General features: G+C 65.9%; 23 protein-coding genes. 15 read left to right on the top strand and 8 right to left on the bottom strand.

Annotation, left to right across the window (positions count from 1 at the left end; genetic code table 11):
- Positions 1-16: 16 nt before the first annotated feature.
- From paaN to paaK, 4 genes are all read left to right on the top strand, one after another.
- On the top strand, positions 17-1681 hold the full coding sequence (gene paaN, locus ACV17W_RS05940) for a phenylacetic acid degradation protein PaaN (RefSeq protein ID WP_462595503.1): 1665 nt from the start codon (positions 17-19) through the stop codon (positions 1679-1681).
- A 13-nt stretch (positions 1682-1694) separates the two neighbouring features.
- Positions 1695-2483: a 2-(1,2-epoxy-1,2-dihydrophenyl)acetyl-CoA isomerase PaaG gene (gene paaG / locus ACV17W_RS05935; protein WP_462596481.1), complete on the top strand. Its 789-nt coding sequence runs from the start codon at positions 1695-1697 to the stop codon at positions 2481-2483.
- On the top strand, positions 2483-2950 hold the full coding sequence (gene paaI / locus ACV17W_RS05930; RefSeq protein ID WP_462595502.1) for a hydroxyphenylacetyl-CoA thioesterase PaaI: 468 nt from the start codon (positions 2483-2485) through the stop codon (positions 2948-2950). Before paaG ends, paaI begins: the two co-directional genes overlap by 1 nt.
- Before the next feature lie 77 nt (positions 2951-3027).
- Positions 3028-4341: a phenylacetate--CoA ligase PaaK gene (gene paaK, locus ACV17W_RS05925; RefSeq protein WP_462595501.1), complete on the top strand. Its 1314-nt coding sequence runs from the start codon at positions 3028-3030 to the stop codon at positions 4339-4341.
- A gap of 35 nt (positions 4342-4376) precedes the next feature.
- Here paaK and ACV17W_RS05920 read toward each other — a convergent pair whose 3' ends face one another.
- The 4 genes from ACV17W_RS05920 to ACV17W_RS05905 are packed head-to-tail and all read right to left on the bottom strand — an operon-like array spanning position 4377 to position 7682.
- Complete coding sequence (locus ACV17W_RS05920) at positions 4377-5081, bottom strand: GntR family transcriptional regulator (RefSeq protein ID WP_462595500.1); 705 nt, start codon at positions 5079-5081, stop codon at positions 4377-4379.
- Entirely contained in the window at positions 5078-6325 is a 1248-nt protein-coding gene (locus tag ACV17W_RS05915; RefSeq protein WP_462595499.1) for an amidase, read from the bottom strand. Before ACV17W_RS05915 ends, ACV17W_RS05920 begins: the two co-directional genes overlap by 4 nt.
- Complete coding sequence (locus ACV17W_RS05910; protein ID WP_462595498.1) at positions 6322-7251, bottom strand: polysaccharide deacetylase family protein; 930 nt, start codon at positions 7249-7251, stop codon at positions 6322-6324. Before ACV17W_RS05910 ends, ACV17W_RS05915 begins: the two co-directional genes overlap by 4 nt.
- Entirely contained in the window at positions 7248-7682 is a 435-nt protein-coding gene (locus ACV17W_RS05905; RefSeq protein WP_462596480.1) for a nuclear transport factor 2 family protein, read from the bottom strand. The genes ACV17W_RS05910 and ACV17W_RS05905 overlap by 4 nt, the downstream gene beginning before the upstream one ends.
- A 328-nt stretch (positions 7683-8010) precedes the next feature.
- Between ACV17W_RS05905 and ACV17W_RS05900 the strand changes: the two genes are divergently transcribed.
- From ACV17W_RS05900 to ACV17W_RS05890, 3 genes are read left to right on the top strand one after another with little or no spacing between them, the layout of a single operon-like run.
- The gene (locus ACV17W_RS05900; RefSeq protein ID WP_462596478.1) at positions 8011-9141 is read left to right on the top strand and encodes an ABC transporter substrate-binding protein; all 1131 of its coding nucleotides are present in this window, start codon (positions 8011-8013) and stop codon (positions 9139-9141) included.
- A gap of 18 nt (positions 9142-9159) precedes the next feature.
- The gene (locus ACV17W_RS05895) at positions 9160-10038 is read left to right on the top strand and encodes a branched-chain amino acid ABC transporter permease (RefSeq protein ID WP_462595497.1); all 879 of its coding nucleotides are present in this window, start codon (positions 9160-9162) and stop codon (positions 10036-10038) included.
- Entirely contained in the window at positions 10035-12515 is a 2481-nt protein-coding gene (locus tag ACV17W_RS05890) for a branched-chain amino acid ABC transporter ATP-binding protein/permease (RefSeq protein WP_462595496.1), read from the top strand. The genes ACV17W_RS05895 and ACV17W_RS05890 overlap by 4 nt, the downstream gene beginning before the upstream one ends.
- A 39-nt stretch (positions 12516-12554) precedes the next feature.
- Here the strand turns inward: ACV17W_RS05890 and ACV17W_RS05885 are convergent, their stop codons facing one another.
- From ACV17W_RS05885 to ACV17W_RS05870, 4 genes are all read right to left on the bottom strand, one after another.
- Positions 12555-12953 carry a hypothetical protein gene (locus ACV17W_RS05885; protein ID WP_462595495.1) on the bottom strand — a complete coding sequence of 133 codons (399 nt, stop codon included), beginning with the start codon at positions 12951-12953 and terminating at the stop codon, positions 12555-12557.
- 30 nt (positions 12954-12983) lie between these two features.
- A complete protein-coding gene (locus ACV17W_RS05880) occupies positions 12984-14261 on the bottom strand; it encodes a TRAP transporter large permease (protein ID WP_462595494.1) in 1278 nt (425 codons plus the stop codon).
- 73 nt (positions 14262-14334) lie between these two features.
- Positions 14335-14835 carry a TRAP transporter small permease gene (locus ACV17W_RS05875; protein WP_462595493.1) on the bottom strand — a complete coding sequence of 167 codons (501 nt, stop codon included), beginning with the start codon at positions 14833-14835 and terminating at the stop codon, positions 14335-14337.
- Positions 14836-15098: 263 nt separating this feature from the next.
- Positions 15099-16076: a TRAP transporter substrate-binding protein gene (locus tag ACV17W_RS05870; protein ID WP_462595492.1), complete on the bottom strand. Its 978-nt coding sequence runs from the start codon at positions 16074-16076 to the stop codon at positions 15099-15101.
- Between the two features lie 106 nt (positions 16077-16182).
- Between ACV17W_RS05870 and ACV17W_RS05865 the strand changes: the two genes are divergently transcribed.
- The 8 genes from ACV17W_RS05865 to ACV17W_RS05830 all read left to right on the top strand — a co-directional run bounded on the left by ACV17W_RS05865 (position 16183) and on the right by ACV17W_RS05830 (position 24339).
- Entirely contained in the window at positions 16183-18717 is a 2535-nt protein-coding gene (locus ACV17W_RS05865; protein WP_462595491.1) for an ABC transporter permease, read from the top strand.
- Positions 18717-19142 carry a group II truncated hemoglobin gene (locus tag ACV17W_RS05860; RefSeq protein ID WP_462595490.1) on the top strand — a complete coding sequence of 142 codons (426 nt, stop codon included), beginning with the start codon at positions 18717-18719 and terminating at the stop codon, positions 19140-19142. The genes ACV17W_RS05865 and ACV17W_RS05860 overlap by 1 nt, the downstream gene beginning before the upstream one ends.
- The gene (locus ACV17W_RS05855; RefSeq protein WP_462595489.1) at positions 19132-19857 is read left to right on the top strand and encodes a 3-deoxy-D-manno-octulosonic acid kinase; all 726 of its coding nucleotides are present in this window, start codon (positions 19132-19134) and stop codon (positions 19855-19857) included. Before ACV17W_RS05860 ends, ACV17W_RS05855 begins: the two co-directional genes overlap by 11 nt.
- Before the next feature lie 181 nt (positions 19858-20038).
- Entirely contained in the window at positions 20039-21127 is a 1089-nt protein-coding gene (locus ACV17W_RS05850; RefSeq protein WP_462595488.1) for a polyamine ABC transporter substrate-binding protein, read from the top strand.
- 5 nt (positions 21128-21132) lie between these two features.
- Positions 21133-22260 (top strand): ABC transporter ATP-binding protein, encoded by a 1128-nt coding sequence (locus ACV17W_RS05845; protein ID WP_462595487.1) that lies wholly within the window; start codon positions 21133-21135, stop codon positions 22258-22260.
- Positions 22257-23177, top strand: coding sequence for an ABC transporter permease subunit (locus tag ACV17W_RS05840; RefSeq protein WP_462595486.1), 921 nt, complete (start codon positions 22257-22259; stop codon positions 23175-23177). The genes ACV17W_RS05845 and ACV17W_RS05840 overlap by 4 nt, the downstream gene beginning before the upstream one ends.
- Positions 23174-23983, top strand: coding sequence for an ABC transporter permease subunit (locus ACV17W_RS05835; RefSeq protein WP_462595485.1), 810 nt, complete (start codon positions 23174-23176; stop codon positions 23981-23983). Before ACV17W_RS05840 ends, ACV17W_RS05835 begins: the two co-directional genes overlap by 4 nt.
- Entirely contained in the window at positions 23980-24339 is a 360-nt protein-coding gene (locus ACV17W_RS05830) for a Spx/MgsR family RNA polymerase-binding regulatory protein (protein WP_462595484.1), read from the top strand. Before ACV17W_RS05835 ends, ACV17W_RS05830 begins: the two co-directional genes overlap by 4 nt.

Raw genomic sequence — 24339 nt, 5'->3', positions numbered from 1 at the left:
TATCCGGAGATAGCCTGTGTCATCAGAATTCTTTGAACGCCACCAGCCCTTGCTCGAGCGGGCGCTGGCGGCAGCCGGCGAGCGCGGCTACTGGAGCCCCTTTTCCGAATCGCCCAGCCCGCGCCATTATGGCGAGACGGCGGCCGACGACGGCCGCGCGGCGTTCCAGGCGCTGCGCGGCCAGACATTCGCGCTGGATCTCACCGGCGCGCAGGGCACCGTGGGCGGCGAGCAGTCTCCCTACGGTTTCGCGCTCGGCATCCAGTATCCGCGCGTGCCTGCGGCGACCCTGGTCAAGAACGCCGGCCGCGCGCTCGAGCAATGGCGCAAAGCCGGACCCAGGTCGTGGGTCGGCGTGTCGCTGGAAATACTGGCGCGCCTGAACCGGCGCAGTTTCGAGATCGCCCATGCCGTGCAGCACACGACCGGCCAGGGCTTCATGATGGCCTTTCAGGCAGGCGGACCGCATGCCCAGGATCGTGGCGTCGAGGCAGTAGCCTATGCGTGGCAGGAGATGGCTCGCATCCCCGATGTCGCGACGTGGGAAAAGCCGCAAGGCAAGCACGATCCCATCAAGATGGAAAAGCGCTTTACCGTCGTGCCGCGCGGCGTCGCCCTGGTGATCGGATGCTCTACCTTCCCGACCTGGAACGGCTATCCCGGCCTGTTCGCCAGTCTTTCCACCGGCAACACGGTCATCGTCAAGCCGCATCCGGGCGCGATACTGCCCCTGGCCATTACGGTGCAGGTGGCGCGCGAGGTGCTGGCCGAGGCCGGCTTCGATCCCGATGTGGTGCAACTGGCCGCGCATGCGGCCGACGACGAGACGGCGCGTGAACTGTCGCTGGACCCGGCCGTGAAGCTCATCGACTTCACCGGCAGCAGTGCCAACGGCGACTGGCTCGAACAGCATGCACGGCAGGCCCGGGTGTATACCGAGAAGGCGGGCGTCAACCAGGTGATCGTGGATTCCACCGACGACCTGAAGGGCATGGCGCGCAACCTTGCGGTATCGCTCGCGCTGTATTCGGGGCAGATGTGCACGGCGCCACAGAATATCTACGTGCCGCGCGGCGGCATCCAGACGCCAGACGGCCACGTCAGCTTCGACGAGGTGGCGGCGGCGTTGGGCTCGGCCCTGCAGAAGCTGTGCAGCGAAGCGGCCAAGGCGGTGGAGCTGACCGGCGCCCTCCAGAATGAAGGCATTGCCGAGCGCATCGACCAGGCGCGCGCATTGGGGCTGCCCGTCGTGTCGGATAGCCAGGCCCTGGCGCATCCCCAGTTCGAGGGCGCGCGAATTCGCACGCCCCTGCTGCTGCGAGCCGATGCCGACAGCGAGGCAATCTGGAAGGAGTGGTTTGGGCCGATCGCGTTCGTGGTCGCGACGGACGACACCGCCCACAGTATCGCGCTCGCGCGCGACAGCGTGATCCAGCACGGCGCCTTGTCGTTGGCCGCCTACACCACCGATGCGGACGTGGCGCGCGACGTGCAGGATGCCGCCGAGGTGGCAGGGGTGGCCCTGTCGCTGAACCTGACTGGTGCAGTGTTCGTCAACCAGACCGCGGCGTTCAGTGATTTCCATGGAACGGGCGCCAATCCGGCCGCGAACGCGGCGCTGTCGGATTCGGCTTTCGTGGCCAATCGCTTCCGCGTCGTACAGACGCGCCGTCATGTCTGAACGGGAATCGACCATGACCTACGAGACCATTCTGTTCGACCTTTCCGGAGGCATCGCGCGCCTGACGCTGAACCGCCCCGACAAGCTCAACAGCTTCACCGCCGCCATGCACGGCGAAGTGTCGGATGCGCTGTCGCGCGTCGAGAACGAGGGCGCCAGGGTACTGTTGATCACCGGCGCCGGCCGCGGATTCTGCGCCGGGCAAGACTTGAGCGAGCGGCAGATGGCCGCTGACGGCGTGCCGCCCGACCTGGGGGAAACGGTCGAGAAATACTATGCGCCCCTCGTGCGGCGCCTGCATGCGCTGCCGCTGCCCGTGGTGGTAGGCGTCAACGGCGTCGCGGCCGGGGCCGGCGCCAACCTGGCGTATGCGGGCGATATCGTCATTGCAAAGGAATCGGCCAGTTTCATCCAGTCGTTCTGCAGGCTGGGGTTGATTCCCGACACCGGCGGCACTTTCGTCTTGCCGAGATTGGCAGGACGCGCGCGCGCCATGGGCCTGGCGATGCTGGGGGACAAGATCAGTGCGCGCCAGGCTCAGGACTGGGGGTTGATCTGGCAATGCGTACCCGATGATGATTTCGACGCCACACTCGATCGCCTCGCCGCGCATTTCGCGGCCGCGCCCACGCGCGGCCTGGCCAGCACCAAGCAGGCATTGCAGGCGAGCCTGCACAACGATCTGTCGACCCAGCTCGACCTCGAGCGGGATCTGATGCGCGAACTGGGGCGCAGCGCGGACTACGCCGAGGGCGTGGCGGCTTTCCTGGGCAAGCGCGAACCGAAATTCAAGGGGCGCTGATGACGACGCCGGAAGCATTGACAGAAATTCCCGCCGACCCCCATGAACTGGCCCAGGTCGTGAGCCGGACCATGTTCGCGGCGGATGCCGCGACACAGGGCCTGGGCATCGAAATCCTGGAGGTCGGGCCCGGCTTTGCCCGGCTGACCATGCGCGTGCGCCCGGACATGCTGAACGGGCACAAGACCTGCCACGGCGGATTCATTTTCGCCCTGGCGGACAGTGCGTTTGCATTCGCCTGCAATTCGCGCAATGCGAGTACGGTGGCGTCGGGCTGCGGCATCGATTTCCTGGCGCCGGGGTTTGCCGGCGACCAACTGACGGCCGTGGCGCAGGAACGCTCGCTGGCAGGGCGCACCGGCGTCTACGACGTGACTGTCACCAACCAGGAGGGCCGGCAGCTGGCATTGTTCCGGGGCCGCTCGTACCGCATCAAGGGCCAGATCGTGGGGACGCCCGAGGCGTGACGGCCCACGCTCGGTCTTGTCCAGCTTTCAGATGATAAGCGGCGTTGCGCCGCACAGCATTTCCAGGAGACGACGTCATGTCCAACACCGACAGCCGGCCCGGGCTGGATCCCATCGAGCATGCCAGCCGAGACGAAATAGAAGCATTGCAGCTCGAGCGCCTCAAATGGACGCTGGCCCATGCCTATCAGAATGTGCCCCATTACCGACGCGCCTTCGACGCGGCGGGGGTGCAGCCGGACGACATGAAGCAGTTGTCCGATATCAGCAAGTTCCCGTTCACCACCAAGCAAGACCTGCGCGACAACTATCCCTTTGCCATGTTTGCCGTGCCGCGGGAAGACGTCGTGCGGGTGCATGCATCCAGCGGCACCACGGGCAAGCCCACCGTGGTGGGTTACACCGCCCGCGACATTGATAACTGGGCTGCGCTGGTGGCGCGGTCGATCCGCGCCGCCGGTGGAAAACGCGGCGACATCGTGCATGTGGCGTATGGCTACGGACTGTTCACGGGCGGACTGGGCGCGCATTACGGCGCCGAGCGGCTCGGCTGCACGGTGATTCCGATGTCGGGCGGCCAAACCGAAAAGCAGGTGCAACTGATCAGCGATTTCCGGCCCGACATCATCATGGTGACGCCTTCGTACTTCTGCAACATCATCGAAGAGCAGCGCCGCCAGGGAATAGACCCGCGCCAGAGTTCGCTACGGATCGGCATTTTCGGCGCCGAGCCCTGGACGGGCCGGATGCGGCAGGATATCGAAGCCGAAGCGGGCCTGGACGCGGTGGACATCTACGGCCTGTCCGAAGTGATGGGGCCGGGCGTTGCCAGCGAGTGCGTCGAAACCAAAGACGGCCCGGTGGTATGGGAAGACCACTTCTATGCCGAGATCGTCGATCCGGCCACGGGGCAACCGGTGGGCGAGAGCGAGCCGGGCGAATTGGTATTCACATCGCTGACCAAAGAGGCCATGCCCGTCATACGGTATCGCACGCGCGACCTGACGCGCCTGTTGCCGCCCACGGCGCGCAGCATGCGCCGCATTGGCAAGATCACGGGCCGCAGCGATGACATGCTGATCGTGCGCGGGGTGAATCTGTTCCCGACACAGGTCGAAGAGCAGGTGCTGAAGATCGCGCAGCTGGCGCCGCATTACCAGCTCGTGCTGACACGCGACGGGCACCTGGATGAGCTCGAGATACTGACCGAAGTGCGCGACGAGTTCGCGCACCTGGGCGAATCGGAACGCGAGGCGCTGGGCCGGCAATTGCAGCACGCCGTGAAGTCCTACATCGGCGTGACGGCGCGGGTGCGCGTTGCGGCCAGCGGTTTTGTCGAAAGAACGCTGACCGGCAAGGCGCGCAGGGTGGTGGACAAGCGTCCGCGCTGAACCCGTGCGGCGGGATGGGCGCGCCGCCGCGCCGCCTATCCCACGCCCAGCATGTCGGCGAGCGTGCGTTCGGAAGGCTCGTCCACGAGCCGGATGTGCGATTCCAGCTCGCGCAGGTGACGGTCCATTTCTGCGATGGCCTGCTGCACTCGGCCGTGTTCCAGGTGATCTACCACCCGCGCATGTTCGTCGTGTTCACAGGCTGCATTGCCAGGCGGCTGGAAGATCGCCACGACCAGCGAACAACGGGAAATGGTTTCGACCAGAAAGCGTGCCAGCAATGGGTTGCCGGACAATTCACCGAGTTTCAGGTGGAAGGCGCTGGCCAGTCCGGCCCATTCCGTCTGAGGCGCGTGGTGCATGGCGCGATGTTCGTCGCGCAACTGGCGCCGCAGCATGGCGTAGTCGGCGCGCCCCGCCGACTGAGCCACCAGCGGCAGTATCGCCGCTTCCAGCGCGCGCCTGGCCTCGAACAACTTTCCCACTTCTTCGCGGGTTGGCATCGCGACCGCGGCGCCCCGATTGGGCCGCAGCACGACGACGTGATCGTGCGCCAGACGCTGCAACGCTTTCTGCACAATGCTGCGGCCCACGCCGAACAACTCGCTGAGCGCGGCCTCGGGCAGCTTCGTGCCGGGCCGCAGGCGTTGGCTCATGACGCCATCTATGACTGATTGATAGATGCGGGTCTCGGCGTCATCGGCGGCCGCGACAGCGCGAGGGGATGCGGCTTTCTTCATGCTACGAAGGTTCCCGCGTGTGGCGTTGCCTCGGTGCCGAGGGCTGACAACCGTTTGCCCACGGTGACGGCCAGCCCGATCAGGGCGAGGTCGCTGCCCGCCGGGCCCAGCAACGAGACGCCCGCGGGCATGCCTTGCGCATCGATGAACGGGATGTTGACTTGCGGCAGCCCGGCCAGCCCGGCGATTGCCGTGATGCGGAAGGTGCTGGTTCGAATGGACTCGACCGTGGCCGGGTCGGCGTCGCGTGCGATGGCGGCGCTGGATGCGGACGGCAGGACGGCGACGCGGTCGTCCCCCAGCAACGACCGGATATCTGCGCTAAGCCGCGCCTGCATGTCGGCGGCACGCTGAGCGGCTTCGGCGGACACCTGCGACGCGGCCTGCCAGCGGGCCGCAATGGCCGGGCCGAAGCGCGGTCGCGTGCGCGTGATCCAGTCTCGATGAGTCTGCCAGGCATCGTAGGCGGACGCGGTGATGTAGGTTTGCCTCCAGATTTCCAGGTCGACGCTGGACGTGGCGGCGGTTTCCACGGGCAAGCCGGCCATGCCGCTCAGGGCCTCGGCCACGCGCGCGCCCAGGGGCGCGAACGCGGGGTCGGCCTGCGCCCAGGCATCGGTCAGCATGAAAGCGCCACGCCATGTCCGCGGGGCTTCATCCAGCAAGGCGAGGCCCACGCGCGTAAAGACATCGGCGCCCGAGGCGAGCCAAGTCATGGTGTCGAACCTGGGCGACAGCGGCACCACGCCGCTGGCGCTGAGCCGCCCGTGCGTGGTGCGCAAGCCCCAGAGTCCGCAATAGCTGGCGGGTACGCGCGTCGAGCCGCCCGTATCGGTGCCCAGGGCGAAATCGACCAGGCAGGCGGCGACCGCGGCGGCAGATCCGCTGGATGAGCCGCCGGGCACCCGATCAGGGGCACGCGTGTTCAGCGGCGTGCCATAGTGTGCGTTCTCTCCGTGGATGCTGTAGGCGAGTTCATCGGTCAGGGTCTTGCCGTGCAAGGTCGCGCCGGCGGCGAGCAGGCGCGCGATCAGTGCGCTGTGCGACGACGCCGGCGGATGGGACCCGAGCCAATCCGGATTGCCCGCGCCGGTCGGGTGGCCCGCTACGTCGAACAGGTCCTTGGCGGCGAAGCTCAGGCCGTCCAGGGGCCCCCGCTGTGTGGCCGGCACGGTGAACTGGCCATGGGGCACCCATGCACCGACCGAGTCGGCGAAGGGCAGGGTAGAGGTGCTAGAGTTCATGCGGGCGATTCCAGGTTGAGCTGTTCGATATGCGCGCAGATGGCGCCAGGCGTGGTCAGCCAGACGCGGCCGCCGTCGCGCTGCTGCGCGATGTGGGTCAGCGCGCGCCGCAGGTGTCGCAGGCGGTATGGCTGGCCCACCAGATAGGGGTGCAGCGCGATGCCCATGACCAGCGGCTGTGCGGCCGACTGGTCGAGCATTTCGTCGAAGTTGTCGATGATGAGTTGGGCGAAATCTTTGCCATCCATCTGGCGCGCCACGATCATCGGGATATCGTTGACTTCCTGTGGGTAGGGAATGGACCACAAGCCCGAACCGTTGCGGGTGCGCAGGCGCGTGGGCTGGTCGTCATGGCACCAGTTCAAGGTGTAGCGGTATCCGGTTTCGGCGAGCAGGTCGGGCGTGAGCGGCGATTCCGCGATCCACGGCGACAGCCAGCCTGCCGGACGCACACCCGCGCAGGCCTGGAGGCGGTCGGCGCAATGCGCGAGCAGCGCGCGTTCCGTTGGTTCGTCATGACCGCATTGGTGTTCGGCATTGGTGTGGCCATGCGCGATCAGTTCGTCTCCACGGGCCACGCAGGCCCTGATCAATTCCGGGCAATGGTCGAGCATCGCCGTATTGGCGATGATGCCGGCCGGCAAGCCCAGCGAGTCGAACAGGTCGAGGCAGCGCCACGCGCCCACGCGGTTGCCGTACTCGCGCCACGCGTAATTCAGTACGTCGGGCTCGCCCATGCTGGCTCCTAGGCGCGCGCCCAGGCCGCCGCCGAACGCGAAGTGCTCGAGATTGAAGCCCAGGTACACCGCCAGTCGCGCACCGTCCGGCCAGTGATAGTCCGGCCGGGAGTGGATCGGCGAGTAGTCGAATCGTCCGTGCGCGGGCAGGGGGCCGTACCTGGCCGCAGCGTCCTGGCAAGTCGTCATAGCGCCGCCAGCCCGGCCCTGGCCAGCAGCCATTCGGCGCTGTCGTTCCATACATCCATTTCCGTGATCAGGCCGTCGCGTACGACGTAACGATCGACATACCGGTTGCCCTCGAATGGCGTGCCATCCGGCCACGCGCCGTACAGGGTGCCGCGGTTGTAGACCACGGCATGCGCGTCGGTGGCGCCGGCCACCACGTCAGTCGATTCGAAACGCTTCTTCACCCATGCATAGCGGGATTTGTTGAACGCTGCGCACTCAGCGGGGTCGGCCATGGCCCGGCCTCCGGTAAAGCGTATGCGCAAATCCTTGCTGACGTAGCGGCGCGCGGCATCGGGGTCCGGTTTCATCAACAGCGTCAGGTAGGTATCGACCAGGGCGCCCGGGTCGAGTGGCGCTGGCTGCGTGGGCTGTTGTGGTGCATCGTGCATGGTTTGCTCCAGATATGCGCTGTTGTGGTGCATGGCGTTCATGAAAAAGAACCAGTCGAAGCGATGGCGCGACGTGGCGCAAGCGCGCCCTGGCCCCGGGGTCTTGCGAAATCGTCGTCAAACCGCAGGTGGGGATTGACGACAATTCTCTGCATGGAATGAAGCAAACAACATGCCAGAATCGCGGCAATAGTTTTCGAGTTGGCATGGGTATTGCTTGAAGCGGGTAGGGCCGCTCTGGCCACTTATCACGACCGCACTTCAGGAGAATTCCATGTCGAATCCGCTACGCCGCAGCTTCATACGTACCCTGTTCTCTTTGGCCTGCATGGGCGTGGCCACCGGTGTACAGGCTGCCGAGCCCATCAAGATCGGGCTGATCACAGCGCTGTCGGGCCAATCCGCGCTGGCCGGAGAGGCCATCACCAGAGGCTTGCAAGTGGCCATCGACCAGATCAATGCGGACGGCGGGTTGCTGGGCGGACGCAAGCTGGAACTGGTGCGTAGGGACGACGAGGCCAACCCGGCAAAGGGCGTGGTCGCCGCGCGCGAATTGATACACAAGGAGAAAGTGGCGGTGATATTCGGCGGGCTTGACACGCCGGTCTCGCTGGCGATCGTGCCGCTCGTCAACCAGGCCAAAGTGCCCTTCATGGGGCCGTGGGCCGCAGGCACGCCCATTACCAAGAACGGCGCGCAGCCGAATTTCGTGTTCCGCGTGTCCGCGGTGGACGAAATCGTCGATGAAGCCATGGTGGATTATGCCGAGAAGACTTTCGGCGCCACGCGTTACGGTCTCATCATGGTCAATAACCCCTGGGGCGAATCGAACCAGAAGGGTCTGGTCGCCGCGCTGGCAGCGAAGGGCATGAAGCCAGTGGGCAGCGAGAAGTTCGACGGCAATGAAGTCGACGTGGTGCCGCAGCTCAGCCGCCTTCGCAGCGCAGGCGCCGACGTGCTGATGATGGTGGGCAACGTCGGCCCGTCGGCGCAGGTGGTGAAGTCCCTGGACCGCATGGGGTGGAAGGTGCCGGTGGTGTCGCACTGGGGCCCCGCTGGCGGGCGCTTCACCGAGCTGGCCGGTCCCAACGCGAAGAACGTGCACTTCGTGCAGACCTATAGTTTCTTTGGCGAGCAGTCCCCGGCAGGGCAGAAGCTGATCGATACGTTCAAGGCCAAGTACTCCAATGTCCGCGGCCCTGAAGACATCACGCCGGCCGTGGGCGTGGCCAACGCTTATGACGCAATGCACCTGACCGCGCTGGCGATCAAGAACGCCGGCTCGACCGATGGCGATGCCATCCGCCAGGGCTTCTACAAGATCGATCACTACGACGGTTTGATCAAGCAGTACAAGCAGCCGTTCACGCCCGAGGTGCATGACGCCATCACGGCGCAGGATTACGTGTGGGCGCAGTTCATCGATGGCCGCATCCTGCCCGTCGGGCTGTCGAAGTAAGCCTCCGGAGCGTACGAAATGCAATTGATGGCGGCGCTGGTCACCGGCCTGGGGCTGGGCAGCATGTACGGGCTGATGGCCCTGGGGTTTCACATCACGCATTCAGTGTCCGGCACGGTGAATTTCGCCCAGGGCAGCTCGATGATGCTGGGAGCGGTGCTGTGCTTCACGTTTGCCCAGACCTTGGGCTGGGGGCTGGCGCCGGCCATCGTGCTGGCCCTGCTGTGCTGCGCCCTGTATGGGCTGCTGGTGGAGTTCCTGGCAGTGCGCCCGTTCGCATCGCGAGGATCAAACGCCTGGCTGATGTCCACCGTGGCGCTGGGCATCGTGCTGGACAACCTGGTCATGCACACATTCGGCAAAGAGCCGCGAAACCTGGCCTCGCCGCTGGCGGTGACGCCAATCGACGTGGCCGGCCTGGGTCTGGGCGTATACCCATTGCAGTTGGTGATCCCAGTGCTGGGCCTCGTGCTGGCGGCTGCGCTGCATGCGGTGGCGCGCCGCACCCGCTGGGGAACGGCGCTGCTGGCCGTGGCGCAGAACCGTGACGCGGCGCGCCTGATGGGCATTCCCATCAAGCGGGCGGTGGCGGCTGCGTTCGCCATGTCTACGCTGCTGGCCGGTGTCGCCGGGATTCTGATCGCGCCGCTGTTCAATGTCAGCGCCGATATGGGCACGCTGTTCGGACTGAAGGCGTTCGCCGTCGCCATTCTGGGCGGCATATCCAGCGCCTGGGGCGTGATGGTGGCGGGACTCATCTTCGGCGTGGTCGAGGCGGTCGTGACGGTCACGCTGGGGTCGGGACACACGCACATCATCACCTTCGCGCTGGTCATCGCAGTACTGGCCTTGCGGCCCAATGGCCTGTTCGGACGGGCAGAGGTCAAGAAAGTATGAACCCCAAGTATCTGATTTCGGGCATCGCGATGGCGGCCCTGGTGCTGCTGATGGCCTTCACGCTCAACAGCTACTACGTTTTCGTGCTGGCCAATGTCGTGTTGATCGCCATGGTGGGCATCGGGCTGAACGTGCTGCTCGGCCTGACGGGCCAGGTGTCGTTCGGGCATGTCGGTTTTTACGCGGTGGGTGCGTACGCCGTGGCCATTCTCACCACCAAGGCGGGCTGGAGCTTCTGGCCAGCCTGGGCCGCGGGCACGCTGCTCGCGGCGGGGCTGGGCACGCTGCTGGCCCTGCCGGCGCTGCGGGTCAAGGGCCCCTATCTGGCCATGATCACCATTGCATTCAGCTTCATCGTGCAGCATGCCATCGTGGAAATGCCGGGCCTCACGGGCGGGCAGAGCGGCATCATGGGCATCATGCCGCCGCAGATCAACGACGCATGGGGCGCGGAGCAGACCGTGACCGTACTGGCCGTGGCCGCGGCGGCCGCCTTGCTGGCGTGCTATGCCTTGTTGTCGCGCGGCGCGTGGGGCGCTGCGATGCGGGCAGTGAACGACAGCGAAACGGCGGCCCAGTCCATCGGGCTGAACCAACTGGTGATCAAGACCGTTGCCTTTACCCTGTCTGCCGCGGCGGCGGGCATGGCTGGTGGTCTGTACGCTTCACTGGCGGGGTTCGTCACGGCCGAGACGTTCAGCTTCATGCAGTCGATTCTGTTCGTCCTCGTGGTGATCGTCGGGGGTGCGGGGGCGCTCGCGGGGCCCATCATCGGCGCGGTGATCGTGGGCCTGCTGCCCGAAATGCTGGCGTCGCTGGAAGACTACCGGCTCCTGTTCTTCGGCGGCTTGCTGCTGCTGGTGCTGTGGGTGGCGCCGGACGGCGTGGTGGGCCTGTGGCGCCAGGTGCGCCGCCGCCCGCCCGTGGCTCGCGCCACGGACGACGAGCGCCCATCCGGCCAGCCGGAACTGGCGCACCGCCAACGGGCTTCCCTGAGCGCGGACGGATTGGGCATCACCTTCGGCGGCGTGCGCGCCGTCAGCGAACTGAGCATGCGCATGCCCGCCGGCGCCGTCACCAGCCTGATCGGGCCCAATGGGGCCGGCAAGACGACGGCGTTGAATATGCTCAGCGGATTCTATCGGCCATCGGCCGGTCAGTTCACGCTGGGCGCGCGTCAGCTGAATGGGTTGCCCGCTTTCCGCATTGCCCGCAACGGCCTGGCGCGCACCTACCAGACCTCACAGCTTTTCGGCTCGCTCAGTGTCGAAGACAATGTGGTGCTTGCAATGGGGCGTGGACGGCTGGGTGGGCTGTTCTCGGCCGGACGTTTTCGCGGCGCCGAAGAACGGCGGCAGGCGCGAGCCCTGCTGGCGTTCTGCGGTTACCAGGGCGCCCCGCACGCCAGTGCGGCCGGCTTGGCGCACGTCGACCGCCGGCTGGTGGAAATCGCGCGGGCGCTGGCCACCGACCCCGACATGCTGCTGCTGGACGAGCCGGCCGCCGGACTGTCCCGCGAGGATAAAAGCCTGCTGGCCGCGCTGCTGCGCCGCATTGCCGACGCCGGCATCGGCGTGGTGCTGGTCGAACACGATATGGGTCTGGTGATGTCGATCTCGGATCAGCTCGTCGTGCTGGACGCGGGGCGGCGCCTCGCGGTCGGTACGCCGGCCGAGGTGCAGAACGATCCGGCGGTCAAGCAGGCGTACCTGGGCGCCACGCTGGATGCCCCGGCTGGCAAGCCGCGCGCGCCGCGCCCGGCCGGTGCCGAGCTGCTGGGCGTGGACAGCCTGGTCGCGGGGTATGGCGCCGAGCCAGTGCTGCATGGCATCGATCTTCAGGTCCGCAGCGGCGAAATGGTGGCGTTGCTGGGCGCCAATGGCGCCGGCAAGTCGACGTTGATGCGCAGCTTGGCGGGCCTGCATCGCAGCCAGACCGGCTCCATGCATATCGACGGCCACCAGCTCGAAGGACTCGAAGCAGAGCAGGTGGTGGGGCTGGGCCTGGTACTGGTGCCCGAAGGCCGCCAGGTATTTCCCGAACTGTCGGTGCTGGAAAACATACGCCTGGGAGCGTTCCTCGATGCGCGGGATCGCGAGGCGCGGGTCGAGGAAATGCTCGGACGGTTCCCACGCCTGCGCGAGCGCCTGCATCAGCGGGCAGGCCTGCTTTCGGGCGGAGAGCAGCAGATGCTGGCTCTGGCGCGCGGACTGATGGCGCGGCCCAGGGTGCTGCTGCTGGATGAGCCTTCGCTGGGGCTGGCCCCCAAGGTGATCGCCGAGTTGTTCGCGGCGCTCGATGCTCTGCGCGACGAGCACATGACGATCGTGCTGGTGGACCAGATGGCGGGCCTGGCTCTGGCACTGGCCGATCGCGCCTATGTCATGGAGGGCGGCTACGTGGTGGCTCAGGGCACGGCCGCCGAAATCGCGGCCAACGACGAACTGGCAGAGGCCTACCTGGGCGGGCACGCCTGAGACGTGGGCGATAGCGGTACGGCGCTTGCGCGCCGCCGCTCAGCCGCCCAGCAGATCGTGGGAGTCGAGCAGTGCGTAGACGATTTCCGGCTTGCGTTCGAGACCGCGGCGGATGGCCGCGGGAACGGTCTGCCGCGTCTTGTTGCACAGGCCCGGCTGGTCGGCGATTTCGATGCGCAGGCCGCGCACGGTGCGCACTTCGTGCACGCCTGGTTCAATGGTGACCGACAGTCCGAGCTGGGCATGCATCAGCTGCTGCATGCGGCGCAGGTCTTCCAGGCTGGCTAGGTTTTCCAGCCGGGCCACCAGTTTTTTTTCTTCTTCGCGGGTCAGGCGCAATATGCGGATATCACCGCCCGGCGTGGCCAGCAGCGCGTCGCGGTCGCAAACGCAGGCCCCGGGCGGACATTCCTGGCGGATGGGAAAAGGAAGCTTCATCACGCCGGCAACGGTATCACATGCGCCCGCCTACTTGGCGTAGACCAGGTCGCGCAGCCCCAGAGACAGGCCCGGCCAATACGTGATGACCAGCAGGCAGGCGATGACCACCAGCACAAATGGAATCAGCGGTTTGATCAGGCGTTCCAGCGGCAGGCCGGCCACGGCGCAGGCGGCGAACAGATTCACCCCGAATGGCGGCGTAATCATGCCGAGGGCCAGATTCACCACCATCAGCACGCCGAAATGGACGGGATCGACGCCGAACTGCACCGCCACTGGCAATAACAGCGGAGCGAGCACCACGACGGAGGCCGAGGTTTCGATGAACATGCCGATCATGAACAGCGCGAAATTGACGCCGACCAGGAATGCTGTTTTGTCGTGGAACAGTTGCGCGAGCCAGGCGCCCAGGGCGTCCGGCACGCCGGCGCGGTTGAGCAGGAAGCTGAATACGCCCGCGTTGGCGATGATGAACATGATCACCGAGGTCGAGATCACCGAGCGGTGCAGGGTTTCGGACAGCGTGCGCCATCCCAGTTTCCCGTAAACGAACTTGCCCACCACGACGGCGTACACCACGGCCACCACGGACGCTTCGGTGGGAGTAAAAATGCCGCCGTAGATGCCGCCGAGAATGATTGCCGGCATCAACAGCGCCAGCCAGGCGCGTTTGAAGGCCTGCCACAGCGGCAGCCGGCCCTCTCCATCGAGCTTGCCCAGGTCGTGGCGCTTGGCGTATAGCCACACGTACAGCATCAGCGCTCCGCCGATCAGGATGCCCGGCACGACGCCCGCGATGAACAGTTCGCCGGTGGACGTGTCGGTGGACACGGCGAACAGAATCATGGGTATCGATGGCGGGATGATGACGCCGAGTTCGGCCGCGCTGGCCTGCAGGGATGCGGCAAAAGGAGCGGGATAACCGTGGCGTATCATCGCCGGTATCAGGATCGCGCCCACGGCGAACGTGGTGGCCACACTCGAGCCCGCCACTGCGGCGAAGATCATGCACGTCAGCACGCAAGTGCAGGCCAGGCCCCCCTGAACCCCGCCCACCAGGCTCTTGGCGAACTCCACCATGCGGTCGGATATGCCGCCGGCTTCCATCAGGTTTCCCGCCAGGATGAAGAAGGGCACCGCCACGAGCGGATATTTGTCGAGAGCCGCATACAACTGCTGTGCGATCACGAGCCAGGGCAGGCCCGCCAGGGACACCCCCGCGACGCTGGCCAGGCCGATGGCGACCGCCACGGGCACGGACAGCCCGAAGAAGATCAGCATCGTAAGAATCATCAATTGGGACATGGCATGCTGCCTTTAGTGTCTATGTCTCGCCTTGGCCCGGACCGGCGCGCGCAGCGCCCCGGACCATCGGCCTTCAGCCCTGGGCGTCGTTGCGCACCATGGCGGGCTCGTCGGCACCCAGCAGCCAGCGCATCAGCACGGCAAGCGCCGCAAGCGAACTTCCCACGGGTATCGCCAGGTAGATATATGAAATGGAGATGTTCAGGCTGGGTACGTTCTGGAAACGAACGCGGTAAGTCATCTGCCCGCCTATCCAGGCGATGAAGACCAGGAAGGCCACGCAGGTGAGGGCGATCAGGTGTTCCAGCAGGCGTCGCCGGCGCCCATGCAACAGGTTGCGCAGCAGTTCGACGCTGATCATGGCGCCGCGGCGAAATGCCAGCGCAACGCCCAACAGCACCGTCCAGATCAGCAATGCCCGGGTCAGGACCTCGCTCCAGTCGGCGGGCGACTGCAGAACGAACCGGGCGATGACCTGGTAAAACGCGGCGGCCGCGGCGGCCACCAGAAGGATCTGGGCGATGACCGATACGCCCTTGAACAGGGCGCCTTCGAAGAGTCGGAGATGACGCATGATGATTTCCGGATTCCGGCGCGCTTAGAGGCGGGAAGGCGATGAAGACAGGCCGACGGGGCGAGGCTGGCTTTGGTGCATCTGCGCCAGGGCCGGCGGTACTGGCCGGCCGACCCTGGCGGGCCGAAACGCGTGGGCCTGTATGGACGCCCTGGCCGGTCGCCCTGGCCGGTCGCCCTGGCCGGTCACCCCCGTCGTTTCGCCTGCCTCTTTCCCGTTCGTCCCGGGCCGGCACCCGGGCCGGCCTGGGGTGTCCTGGGTGCTTACTTGGTGTCGCGGATCGACTCGATGAGCTTCTTGTCGTATTTCTTGTAGTAGTCGGCATAGGCCGGTTCCACGGCCGCGGCGAAGGCGTCGCGATCGACGTCGGTGGTGACGTCCATGCCTTCCTTGCGCAATTGCTCGACACCGGTCTTTTCGATGTTGTCGACGTAATCACGCATGGCCTGTGCCGACACCTTGCCGGCTTCCTTGAAGGCGGCTTTCTGCTCATCGGAAAGCCCATCGTAGACGCTGCTCGACATCATCACCAGGGCCGGGCCGTATACATGGCCGGTCAGCGACAGGTACTTCTGGATCTGTGACAGCTTTGCCGACGTGATCACCGACAGCGGGTTTTCCTGGCCGTCGATGGTGCCCTGTTGCAAGGCGGTGGCCACTTCGGGCCAGGCCATGGGGGTGGGCAGAATGCCGATCTGGCGGAAGGCCGCGATATGGATGGGGTTTTCGGTGGTGCGGATCTTCAGGCCCTTGGCGTCGGCCGGCGTTTTCACCGGGCGCACGTTGTTGGTCAGGTGGCGAAAGCCCTGTTCGCCCCAGGCCAGGGCCACGATGCCGCGGTCGGGAAACTTGGCCAGCATGTCCTGGCCGATCTGGCTGTCGAGCACCTTGCGGGCGTGGTCCAGGTCGCGCAGCAGGAAGGGAATGTCGAACACGCCGGTTTCGGGTACGAAGTTCAGCGTGGCGCCCGTGGACACGATGGCCAGGTCGATGGTGCCGATCTGCAGGCCTTCGATGACTTCGCGCTCGCCGCCCAGGGCGCTGTTGGGGAATTGTTGTACTTTGTACTTGCCGTTGGTCGAGCTTTCGATCGACTTGGCGAATGCGTCGGCGCCGGCGCCGTAGTGCGACGACGTCGACAGCGCGTAGGCCATTTTGAGAGTGTTCTGGGCGGCCGCGGGCAGGGCGGCAGTCGCCGCGCAGGCGGCCAGGATGGTGGCGGCTAGCCAGTTCTTACGCATGTGTCTTCTCCGTGAACGAATCTGGATATTGGCGGTCGCATGTTACGCCCAGCGCGCATGATAGCGGCATTCCCCCGTCAAACCGACCATTGGTTACCATTGCAAAATGATGGATTTCCCTGATTTTTCTTCCCGCTTGCGTGCCGGGGGCCTGCGGGCCGCCCTGCGCCAGGGGGCGCGCATGATGTTGCGCGATGCCCGCTCGGGTGAATTGCGCCTGCTGGTGCTGGCGCTGGTGGTGGCGGTGGCCGCCGTCACGAGCGTCGGGTTCCTGGCCGACCGCGTCGGCCGTGCGCTCGAACGTGACGCCGCGCAGATGCTGGGGGCCGACCTGGTGCTCGATGCCGACGAGCCCATCGGCGCCGAGATTGTCGACGGGGCCAGGGAGCGCGGCCTCGAGGTGGCCCGCACCCTGCAGTTTCCGTCGATGGCCAGCGCAGGCGATGCCGCGCAACTCGTGTCGCTGAAGGCGGTCGAGCCCGGTTACCCGCTGCGCGGCAGCCTGCGCGTCACCAATGCGGCCCATGCGGCGGGCGAACCCACGCGCGACATTCCCGCGCCCGGCACGGTATGGGCCGATCCGCAATTGCTGGCGCTCCTGGATATCGAAGTGGGAGACAGCATCGGGCTGGGGGACAGCCGGTTGCGCGTGTCGCGCGTGATTACCTACGAACCCGACCGCGGCATGCAGTTCGTGAACGTGGCGCCACGGGTCATGATGCGCGTCGACGATCTGGCGGCCACTGGGCTGGTGGCGCCGGGCAGCCGCATCGGCCACGCCTTGCTGGTGGCCGGAGACCCGGACGCGGTGGCCGCTTATTCCCGCTGGCTGCAACCGAACCTGCAGCGTGGCCAGAAGCTTGCCACCCTCGAGTCCGGCCGGCCCGAGGTGCAGCGCACGCTTGATCGCGCACAGCGTTTCCTGTCGTTGGTGGCGCTGCTGGCGGTGCTGATCTCAGCCGTGGCGGTGGCGCTGGCGGCAGGGCGTTTCATGCTGCGGCACCGCGACGGCATCGCGGTCATGCGCTGCCTGGGCGCCCAGCAGGGCCAGATCACCCTGATGCTGCTGCTGGAATTCACGCTCGTGGGCTTGCTGGCTTCGGCGGCGGGCTGCCTGCTGGGCTATGCCGTGCACCAGGGCCTGGTGGCAGTATTGGCGGGGCTCATCGACGCTACGTTGCCGGCGCCCTCGGCGATCCCCGCCCTGCAGGGCCTGGTTACCGGACTGCTGCTGCTGCTGGGCTTTGCGCTTCCCTCTCTGGCGCAGCTGCGCCATGTACCGCCGGCGCGGGTACTGCGCCGAGACGCCGACCGCCTGCGCACCCGCAGTGCCGTGGGCTACGCGTTGGGCGCGGCGGGATTCGCCCTGTTGATTTGGTGGTTCGCGGGCAATGCCCGCCTGGGGGCCGTGGTGGCAGGCGGTTTCCTGGCCGCCTTCGCCGCCTTCGCCCTGGTGGCCTGGCTGTGCGTGCTGGGCCTGTCCAGGCTGCGCGGCCTGGCCGCGGGCATGCCGACGCTGCGCTTCGCGCTCGCGGGCGTGGTGCGGCGCCGCGCCGCCACCATCACACAGGTATGCGCGCTGGCAATCGGCCTGATGGCCTTGCTTCTGCTCGCCATGACCCGCACCGACCTGGTTGCGGGCTGGCAACGCACCCTGCCTCCCGATGCGCCGAACCGGTTCCTGATCAATATCCAACCCGACCAGCGTCAGCCCGTGCTCGACTTTCTCGGCGCGCGCGGGCTGGACGACGTGGCCCTGTGGCCCATGGTGCGCGGCCGCCTGGTCGCCGTCAATGGCCGGACCGTGGGGCCGGACGATTACGACGAACCGCGCGCCAAACGCCTGGTCAATCGTGAGTTCAACCTTTCCTACGGCGCCACGATTCCATCCGGCAACCGGATCGAGCAGGGCCGCTGGCTGCAGCCCGACCAGCCCGAAGTGTCCCTGGAATCCAGCCTGGCGTCCTCGCTGAAACTGGCCCCGGGCGACACCCTGACTTTCGATATCGCGGGCCAGCAGGTCGAGGTAGCCGTGGCTGGCACCCGCAGCGTCGACTGGGACTCCATGCAGGTGAACTTCTTTGCCGTGCTGTCGCCTGCTGCCCTGCAGGGGCTGCCCCAGAGCTGGATCACCTCGTTCCACCTGCCGGCAGACCAGGCCGACATGCCGCGTGAGTTGCTGCGGCAGTTTCCCAACCTGACCGTGTTCGATGTGGGCTCGATTTTGGGCCAGCTGCAGAGTGTGCTCGAACAGGTCACCATGGCGGTGCAGGTGCTGTTTGTGTTTACGCTGGCAGCCGGCGTGCTGGTGCTGGCAGCGGCGCTGACCTCGACCCGCGACGAACGCGTGCGGGAAGCTGCCGTCCTGCGGGCACTGGGCGCCACCCGGGCGCAACTGGCGCGCGCCCAGCGCCTGGAAGTGCTGGCGGTCGGCGCGTTGGCGGGCCTGCTGGCCGCCGCCGGTGCCGCCACGGTGGCCTGGGCCCTGTCGACCTATGTATTCGATTTCCGCATCACCCTCAGCGCCTGGCCATGGCTGGCGGGCCTGTGCGGGGGCATGGCGGCAGCCTGGGGCGGCGCGGCGCTGGCCCTGCGCGGCGTGCTGCGCGCCCCGCCCCTGTTGACTCTTCGAGAAGCCTGATGACTGCTACACGTGTTCAACCGCAGGTTGAATCGCTGCAAACTTCGACGACACTGTTCGACACCCTGGGCGGCGAACCAGCCATCCGCGCGCTGGTCGACCGTTTCTACGACCTGATGGACATCGAGCCCGACCTGGCCGTCCTGCGCGCCGCGCACGGGCCCAGCCTGGACTCGGCGCGCGAGAAGCTCTTTCTGTTCCTGTGCGGGTACTTCGGCGGCCCGAATCACTACATCGAACGCTACGGCCATCCGCGCTTGCGAGCGCGCCACCTGCCGTTTTCCATCGGCCGGGTCGAACGCGATCAATGGCTGACCTGCATGGGGCGGGCCATGCAGGACGAAGGCCTGGCGCCCGAACTGATAGACCGCCTGCTCGAGGCGTTCTACGGCGTGGCCGACTGGATGCGCAACCGTGAAGACTGAGCCCGGCATCGACCCGGTGTCGGGGGCCCGGCGGCTGGCATGGGCCGGCCCGCCCGGGGGGGCCATGCTGGCCGATGCAAGCCTGGGTGCTGCCGACCCGCGCTGGCTCGATCCGCTCTGGTACGGCGACCAGGCCAGCCCGGTGCAGGCCGGCGGCCGGCAATCCGCCTGGTTCGTGCAACACCCCGACCGGCCAGCGGTCTTGCGCGCTTACCGGCGTGGCGGGCTGGCGGCGCGGGTCAGCCGCGACGCCTATCTTTGGCAGGGCGAGTCGCGTGCCCGCAGCTTTCGCGAATTCCGGCTGCTGGCCTGGATGCGAGAGCAGGGCCTGAGCGTGCCGGCACCTTTGGCCGGGGGTTACTGGCGGCACGGCCTGACCTACCGGGCGGCCATCCTGGTCGAGCGTATCCCCCAGGTGCGTCCGCTGGCGCAACTGCTCGATGAGCCCATCTGGGACGCCGCGGCCAGCGCCATCGCCGCCATGCATCGGCTGGGCGTGTGGCATGCCGACCTGAATGCCTACAACATATTGCTCGACCCGCAAGGCCGCGCCTGGCTCATCGATTTCGATCGGGGCACCTCGGGCGGGGTGACGCCCCGGGCCCGGCGGGCCAACCTGTTGCGCCTCCGGCGCTCATTACAGAAAGTGGGCGGTGAGGCCGGTCTGGCTCTTTGGAATCGCCTCGATGCGGCTTATCGGGCATGCACGGGCTGAGAAAAATGGCCCGGGCGGCCAGGGCGTTCTTGCAAATGCCGGACGTTCGGTAAAGTTATGCGGCAAAAACGTCGGATACGCACGTGGTTCCCGGCCAACTGCGCCTGAAAAGGCTTTATGATTTTGCCCTTTGGCAAAACACTGCACGAACTGTAGCAAGGGGCTCGCGATGAAGGCAAAAATGAAATGGCATTGGGCGCTCGGTGCGGCGCTGCTGGCCGTGGCGACGGGCGCCGGGGCGCAGAATCAGGTCGTCAACGTCTATAACTGGGCCGAATATACGGCCCCCGATACCATTCCCGGCTTCGAACGCGAAACCGGCATCAAGGTTCGCTACGACGTCTACGACAACAACGATACGTTGCAGGCCAAGCTGCTTACCGGCAAGTCCGGTTATGACGTCGTGGTGCCGTCCACGCATTACGCTTCGCGCCAGATCCAGGCCGGGCTGTTCCAGAAGCTCGATAAAAGCAAGATTCCCAACTGGAAGAACCTCGATCCGGACATCATGGCGCTGGTGGCGTCGGTGGATCCGGGCAATGAATACGTCATCCCCTGGGGCTACGGCACCAACGGCCTGGGGTACAACGTCACCAGGGTCAAGCAGATCATGGGCGATGACGTCGATCTCGCCAACTGGGACATGCTGTTCAAGCCCGAGAACGCGGCCAAGTTGAAGGACTGCGGCATTTCGATGCTGGACGAGGCCGCGCAGGTTTTCCCGGCCGTGCTCAAGTACCTGGGCAAGGACCCCAACAGCGAGAACCCCGATGACTACAAGGCCGCGCTGGCGCTGCTCAAGCAGATCCGGCCGTACATCCGCCAGTTCAGCTCGTCCGGCTATATCGACGAGCTCGCGGTGGGCGATCTTTGCATGGTCTACGGCTTTTCGGGCGACGTCATGATCGCGCGCCAGCGCGCCATCGAGTCCAAACGGCCGTACGAAATCAATTACTTCATCCCGAAGGGCGGGGCGCCGGCGTGGTTCGATGTCATGGCCATCCCGAAGGATGCGCCGCATCCGGATGCCGCGCACGCGTTCATCAACTACATCGAGACGCCTGAAGTCCACGCCGCCATCACCAACACCATGTTCTACCCCAACGCCAACAAGGCGGCGCGCGAGTTCGTGGTGAAAGACGTCGCCGAGAACCCCATGATCTATCCGCCCGCCGACGTGGCCCGGACGCTCTACGTGATCCAGGCGCAGCCCCTGAACCTACAACGCCTGCAGACCCGCATGTGGGCCGAATTGAAGTCCGGACGATAGCCATCATGAGCGACAGCCGTTACACGGCGCAGCACTCGACGGACCCCGACGAATTCGTGCGGGTGTCCGATCTGGTCAAGATTTACGGCGACGTCGTCGCCGTGCGGTCAGTCAATCTGGCCGTCAGGCGCAACGAGATATTCGCCTTGCTCGGCAGTTCCGGCTGCGGCAAATCGACCCTGCTGCGCATGCTGGCCGGTTTCGAAGAGGCCACGTCCGGGCAGATCCTGCTCGATGGCGAAGACATCACGGCCGTGCCGCCTTACCGCCGGCCGGTCAACATGATGTTCCAGTCCTATGCGCTGTTTCCCCACATGACGGTCGAGGCCAACGTGGCCTTCGGCCTCAAGCAGGAAGGCGTGCCGCGGGCCGAAATCCACGACCGTGTGTTCGAGGCGCTCGACCTCGTGCAGATGGCGGGCTTTGCACGCCGCAAGCCGCACCAGCTTTCCGGGGGGCAGCAGCAGCGCGTGGCGCTGGCGCGCAGCCTGGTCAAGCGGCCCAAGCTGCTGCTGCTCGACGAGCCCATGTCGGCGCTCGACAAGCAGATACGCCAGAAAACCCAGATCGAGCTCACCAAGATCCTCGAGCAGGTGGGCGTGACCTGCATCATGGTGACTCACGACCAGGAAGAGGCCATGACCATGGCGCACCGCCTGGCCGTCATGACCGAAGGCCAGATCGTGCAATGCGGCACGCCGCAAGAGGTCTATGCCTTTCCCAGTTCGCGCTTCGTCGCCGGGTTCATCGGATCCACCAACCTGCTTACCGGCACCATCGTGATCGACGAGCCCGACCACGTGGCCATCGAATGCCCGGAGCTCTCGCGTCCGCTCTATGTCAGCCACGGCGTCAGCGAACCGCTGGGCATGGAAGTGCACATCTCCATCCGGCCCGAGCGTCTGGTCGTGTCCCGCACGCAGCCCGCCGGCGACTACAACTGGGCTCACGGCATGGTCAGCCACATGGCCTGGATGGGCAGCTACGCGCTCTACCAGGTGCGCCTCGACTCGGGCAAGATCGTCGAGGCCAGCGTGCCCAGCCGCCTGCTGGCCCAGATGGACGCCCCCGGCATCGATGAAGAAATCTTCGTCAGCTGGGACGCCGACAGCGCGCTGGTGCTGGCATCATGAAGGCGTTCGCGTCGCGGGGCTGGGTGCCGACGGGCCGGGCCCTGGCGGTCGTGCCGCCGTTCCTGTGGTTGTCGCTGTTCCTGCTGGTGCCTTTCCTGCTGGTGCTCAAGATCAGCTTCGCCGAGCTTGAATTCGGAATTCCGCCGTACACGGCGCTGGCCGAATTCAAGGACGAAGCCGTGCAGTTCAGCCTGCACCTGCGCGGCTACATCCTGCTGTTCACCGACAGCCTGTACCTGGCCACGTACCTGAATTCGCTGAAAATGGCGGCCATCACCACGGTCTGCTGCGTGTTGATCGGCTATCCCATGGCCTATTACATCGCGAGGTCGTCGCCCGCCGTGCGCAATTTGCTGCTGCTCGGCGTGATCCTGCCGTTCTGGACCTCGCTGCTGCTGCGCGTGTATGCCTGGGTGGGCATCTTGCGCAACGACGGCCTGCTCAATAAGTTCCTGATGGGCATGGGCGTCATTTCAAGCCCGCTTGAAATCTACCGCACCGATCTGGCCGTGTACATCGGCCTGATCTACGCTTACCTGCCGTTTTTCATCCTTCCGTTGTATGCCAACCTGGTCAAGCTCGACCTGCGCCTGCTCGAAGCCGCATACGACCTGGGCGCGCGGCCCTGGCGCGCGTTCTGGCACGTGACCCTTCCGCTGTCGCGCCCGGGTGTGATCGCGGGGGCCATGCTGGTGTTCATTCCGTCGGTGGGCGAATACGTCATTCCCGAAATGCTGGGCGGCGCCGACACGCTGATGATGGGCCGGGTCATGTGGAACGAATTCTTCAATAATGCCGACTGGCCCATGGCGTCGGCCGTGACCTGCATCATGGTGCTGTTACTGCTGGTTCCGCTGGCGCTCTTCCAGTACAACCAGGTGCGCCAGCAGGAAATCGCGCAACGGGGGCAGGCATGAAGGGTCCGAACAAGACCGGCCGCAGCATCGCGTTGGGGCTGGGGTACTTCTTCCTCTACGCTCCCATCATCAGCCTGATGGTGTTCTCGTTCAACGACTCGCCGCTGGTCACCACCTGGACCGGTTTTTCGCTGCGCTGGTATGAATCGCTGCTGAACGACGATGCCCTGCTGCGCGCCGCCTGGCTGTCGCTCAAGATCGCCACCCTCACGGCCACGGCTGCCGTCGTCATCGGCACCTGGGCCGGCTACGTCCTCGTGCGCATGGGGCGCTTCCGGGGGTTCACGCTGTATCTGGGCATGCTCAGCGCGCCGCTGGTCATTCCCGAAGTCGTGCTGGGCATTTCGCTGTTGCTGATGTTCGTCGAATTGCGCGGCACCCTGGGCTGGCCGGCCGAGAACGGCACATTCACCATCTGGGTGGGCCATGTCACCTTGTGCATGGCGTTCGTGGCCGTGATCATCCAGGCGCGTATCCGCGACCTCGACCGTTCGCTGGAAGAAGCCGCGCTCGACCTGGGCGCTACGCCGCTCACGGTGTTTTTCCGCATTACGCTGCCGCTGATCGCACCGGCGCTGATGTCCGCCTGGCTGCTGTCGTTCACACTGTCGCTCGACGACGTGGTGGTGGCGTCCTTCCTGTCTGGCCCGGGCTCGACCACGCTGCCCATGGAAGTATTCTCCCGCGTCCGCCTGGGCCTCAAGCCCGAGGTCAATGCGCTGGCCACCTTGTTCATCCTCGGCGTGGGCATCTGCGTCATCCTGCTCAACCGCCTGCAACTGCGCAAGGAATCCGAAACATCATGAAGCCGCAAGCGATTCTGTATGGCCTGAACAAATGCAGCACGTGCGTCAAGGCGCGCGAATGGCTGGCCGAACATGGCGTGCCGCACGAGTTCATCGATTATCGCGACCACCCCGTGCCCGGCGCCACGCTCAAGGACTGGGCCGTGCAGGTAGGCGGCTGGGAAAAACTGGTCAACCGCAGTTCCATGACCTGGCGCGGGCTGGCCGAAGAGCGCAAGTCGGCGCAGAGCGATGCCGAGTGGATGGCGCTCATCGCAGAGTTTCCTGCCCTGGTGCGTCGACCGGTTACCGTCACCTCCGATGGCGTAGTTACCGTAGGCTTTTCCGAGAAGCGCTACGGCGAGCGCTTCGCCTGA

Source organism: Bordetella sp. MIP270_01_BMS, from assembly GCF_054958705.1.
The sequence above is the reverse complement of the archived record's forward strand: the minus strand, read 5'-3'. Positions and strand labels throughout refer to the sequence as shown.

Coding starts and splice junctions, on each gene's coding strand:
- paaG (WP_462596481.1), top strand. CDS start 1,695: ATGACCTACGAGACCATTCTGTTCGACCTTTCCGGAGGCATCGCGCGC.
- paaI (WP_462595502.1), top strand. CDS start 2,483: ATGACGACGCCGGAAGCATTGACAGAAATTCCCGCCGACCCCCATGAA.
- paaK (WP_462595501.1), top strand. CDS start 3,028: ATGTCCAACACCGACAGCCGGCCCGGGCTGGATCCCATCGAGCATGCC.
- ACV17W_RS05920 (WP_462595500.1), bottom strand. CDS start 5,081: ATGAAGAAAGCCGCATCCCCTCGCGCTGTCGCGGCCGCCGATGACGCC.
- ACV17W_RS05915 (WP_462595499.1), bottom strand. CDS start 6,325: ATGAACTCTAGCACCTCTACCCTGCCCTTCGCCGACTCGGTCGGTGCA.
- ACV17W_RS05910 (WP_462595498.1), bottom strand. CDS start 7,251: ATGACGACTTGCCAGGACGCTGCGGCCAGGTACGGCCCCCTGCCCGCG.
- ACV17W_RS05905 (WP_462596480.1), bottom strand. CDS start 7,682: ATGCACGATGCACCACAACAGCCCACGCAGCCAGCGCCACTCGACCCG.
- ACV17W_RS05900 (WP_462596478.1), top strand. CDS start 8,011: ATGGGCGTGGCCACCGGTGTACAGGCTGCCGAGCCCATCAAGATCGGG.
- ACV17W_RS05895 (WP_462595497.1), top strand. CDS start 9,160: ATGCAATTGATGGCGGCGCTGGTCACCGGCCTGGGGCTGGGCAGCATG.
- ACV17W_RS05890 (WP_462595496.1), top strand. CDS start 10,035: ATGAACCCCAAGTATCTGATTTCGGGCATCGCGATGGCGGCCCTGGTG.
- ACV17W_RS05885 (WP_462595495.1), bottom strand. CDS start 12,953: ATGAAGCTTCCTTTTCCCATCCGCCAGGAATGTCCGCCCGGGGCCTGC.
- ACV17W_RS05880 (WP_462595494.1), bottom strand. CDS start 14,261: ATGTCCCAATTGATGATTCTTACGATGCTGATCTTCTTCGGGCTGTCC.
- ACV17W_RS05875 (WP_462595493.1), bottom strand. CDS start 14,835: ATGCGTCATCTCCGACTCTTCGAAGGCGCCCTGTTCAAGGGCGTATCG.
- ACV17W_RS05870 (WP_462595492.1), bottom strand. CDS start 16,076: ATGCGTAAGAACTGGCTAGCCGCCACCATCCTGGCCGCCTGCGCGGCG.
- ACV17W_RS05865 (WP_462595491.1), top strand. CDS start 16,183: ATGATGGATTTCCCTGATTTTTCTTCCCGCTTGCGTGCCGGGGGCCTG.
- ACV17W_RS05860 (WP_462595490.1), top strand. CDS start 18,717: ATGACTGCTACACGTGTTCAACCGCAGGTTGAATCGCTGCAAACTTCG.
- ACV17W_RS05850 (WP_462595488.1), top strand. CDS start 20,039: ATGAAATGGCATTGGGCGCTCGGTGCGGCGCTGCTGGCCGTGGCGACG.
- ACV17W_RS05845 (WP_462595487.1), top strand. CDS start 21,133: ATGAGCGACAGCCGTTACACGGCGCAGCACTCGACGGACCCCGACGAA.
- ACV17W_RS05840 (WP_462595486.1), top strand. CDS start 22,257: ATGAAGGCGTTCGCGTCGCGGGGCTGGGTGCCGACGGGCCGGGCCCTG.
- ACV17W_RS05835 (WP_462595485.1), top strand. CDS start 23,174: ATGAAGGGTCCGAACAAGACCGGCCGCAGCATCGCGTTGGGGCTGGGG.
- ACV17W_RS05830 (WP_462595484.1), top strand. CDS start 23,980: ATGAAGCCGCAAGCGATTCTGTATGGCCTGAACAAATGCAGCACGTGC.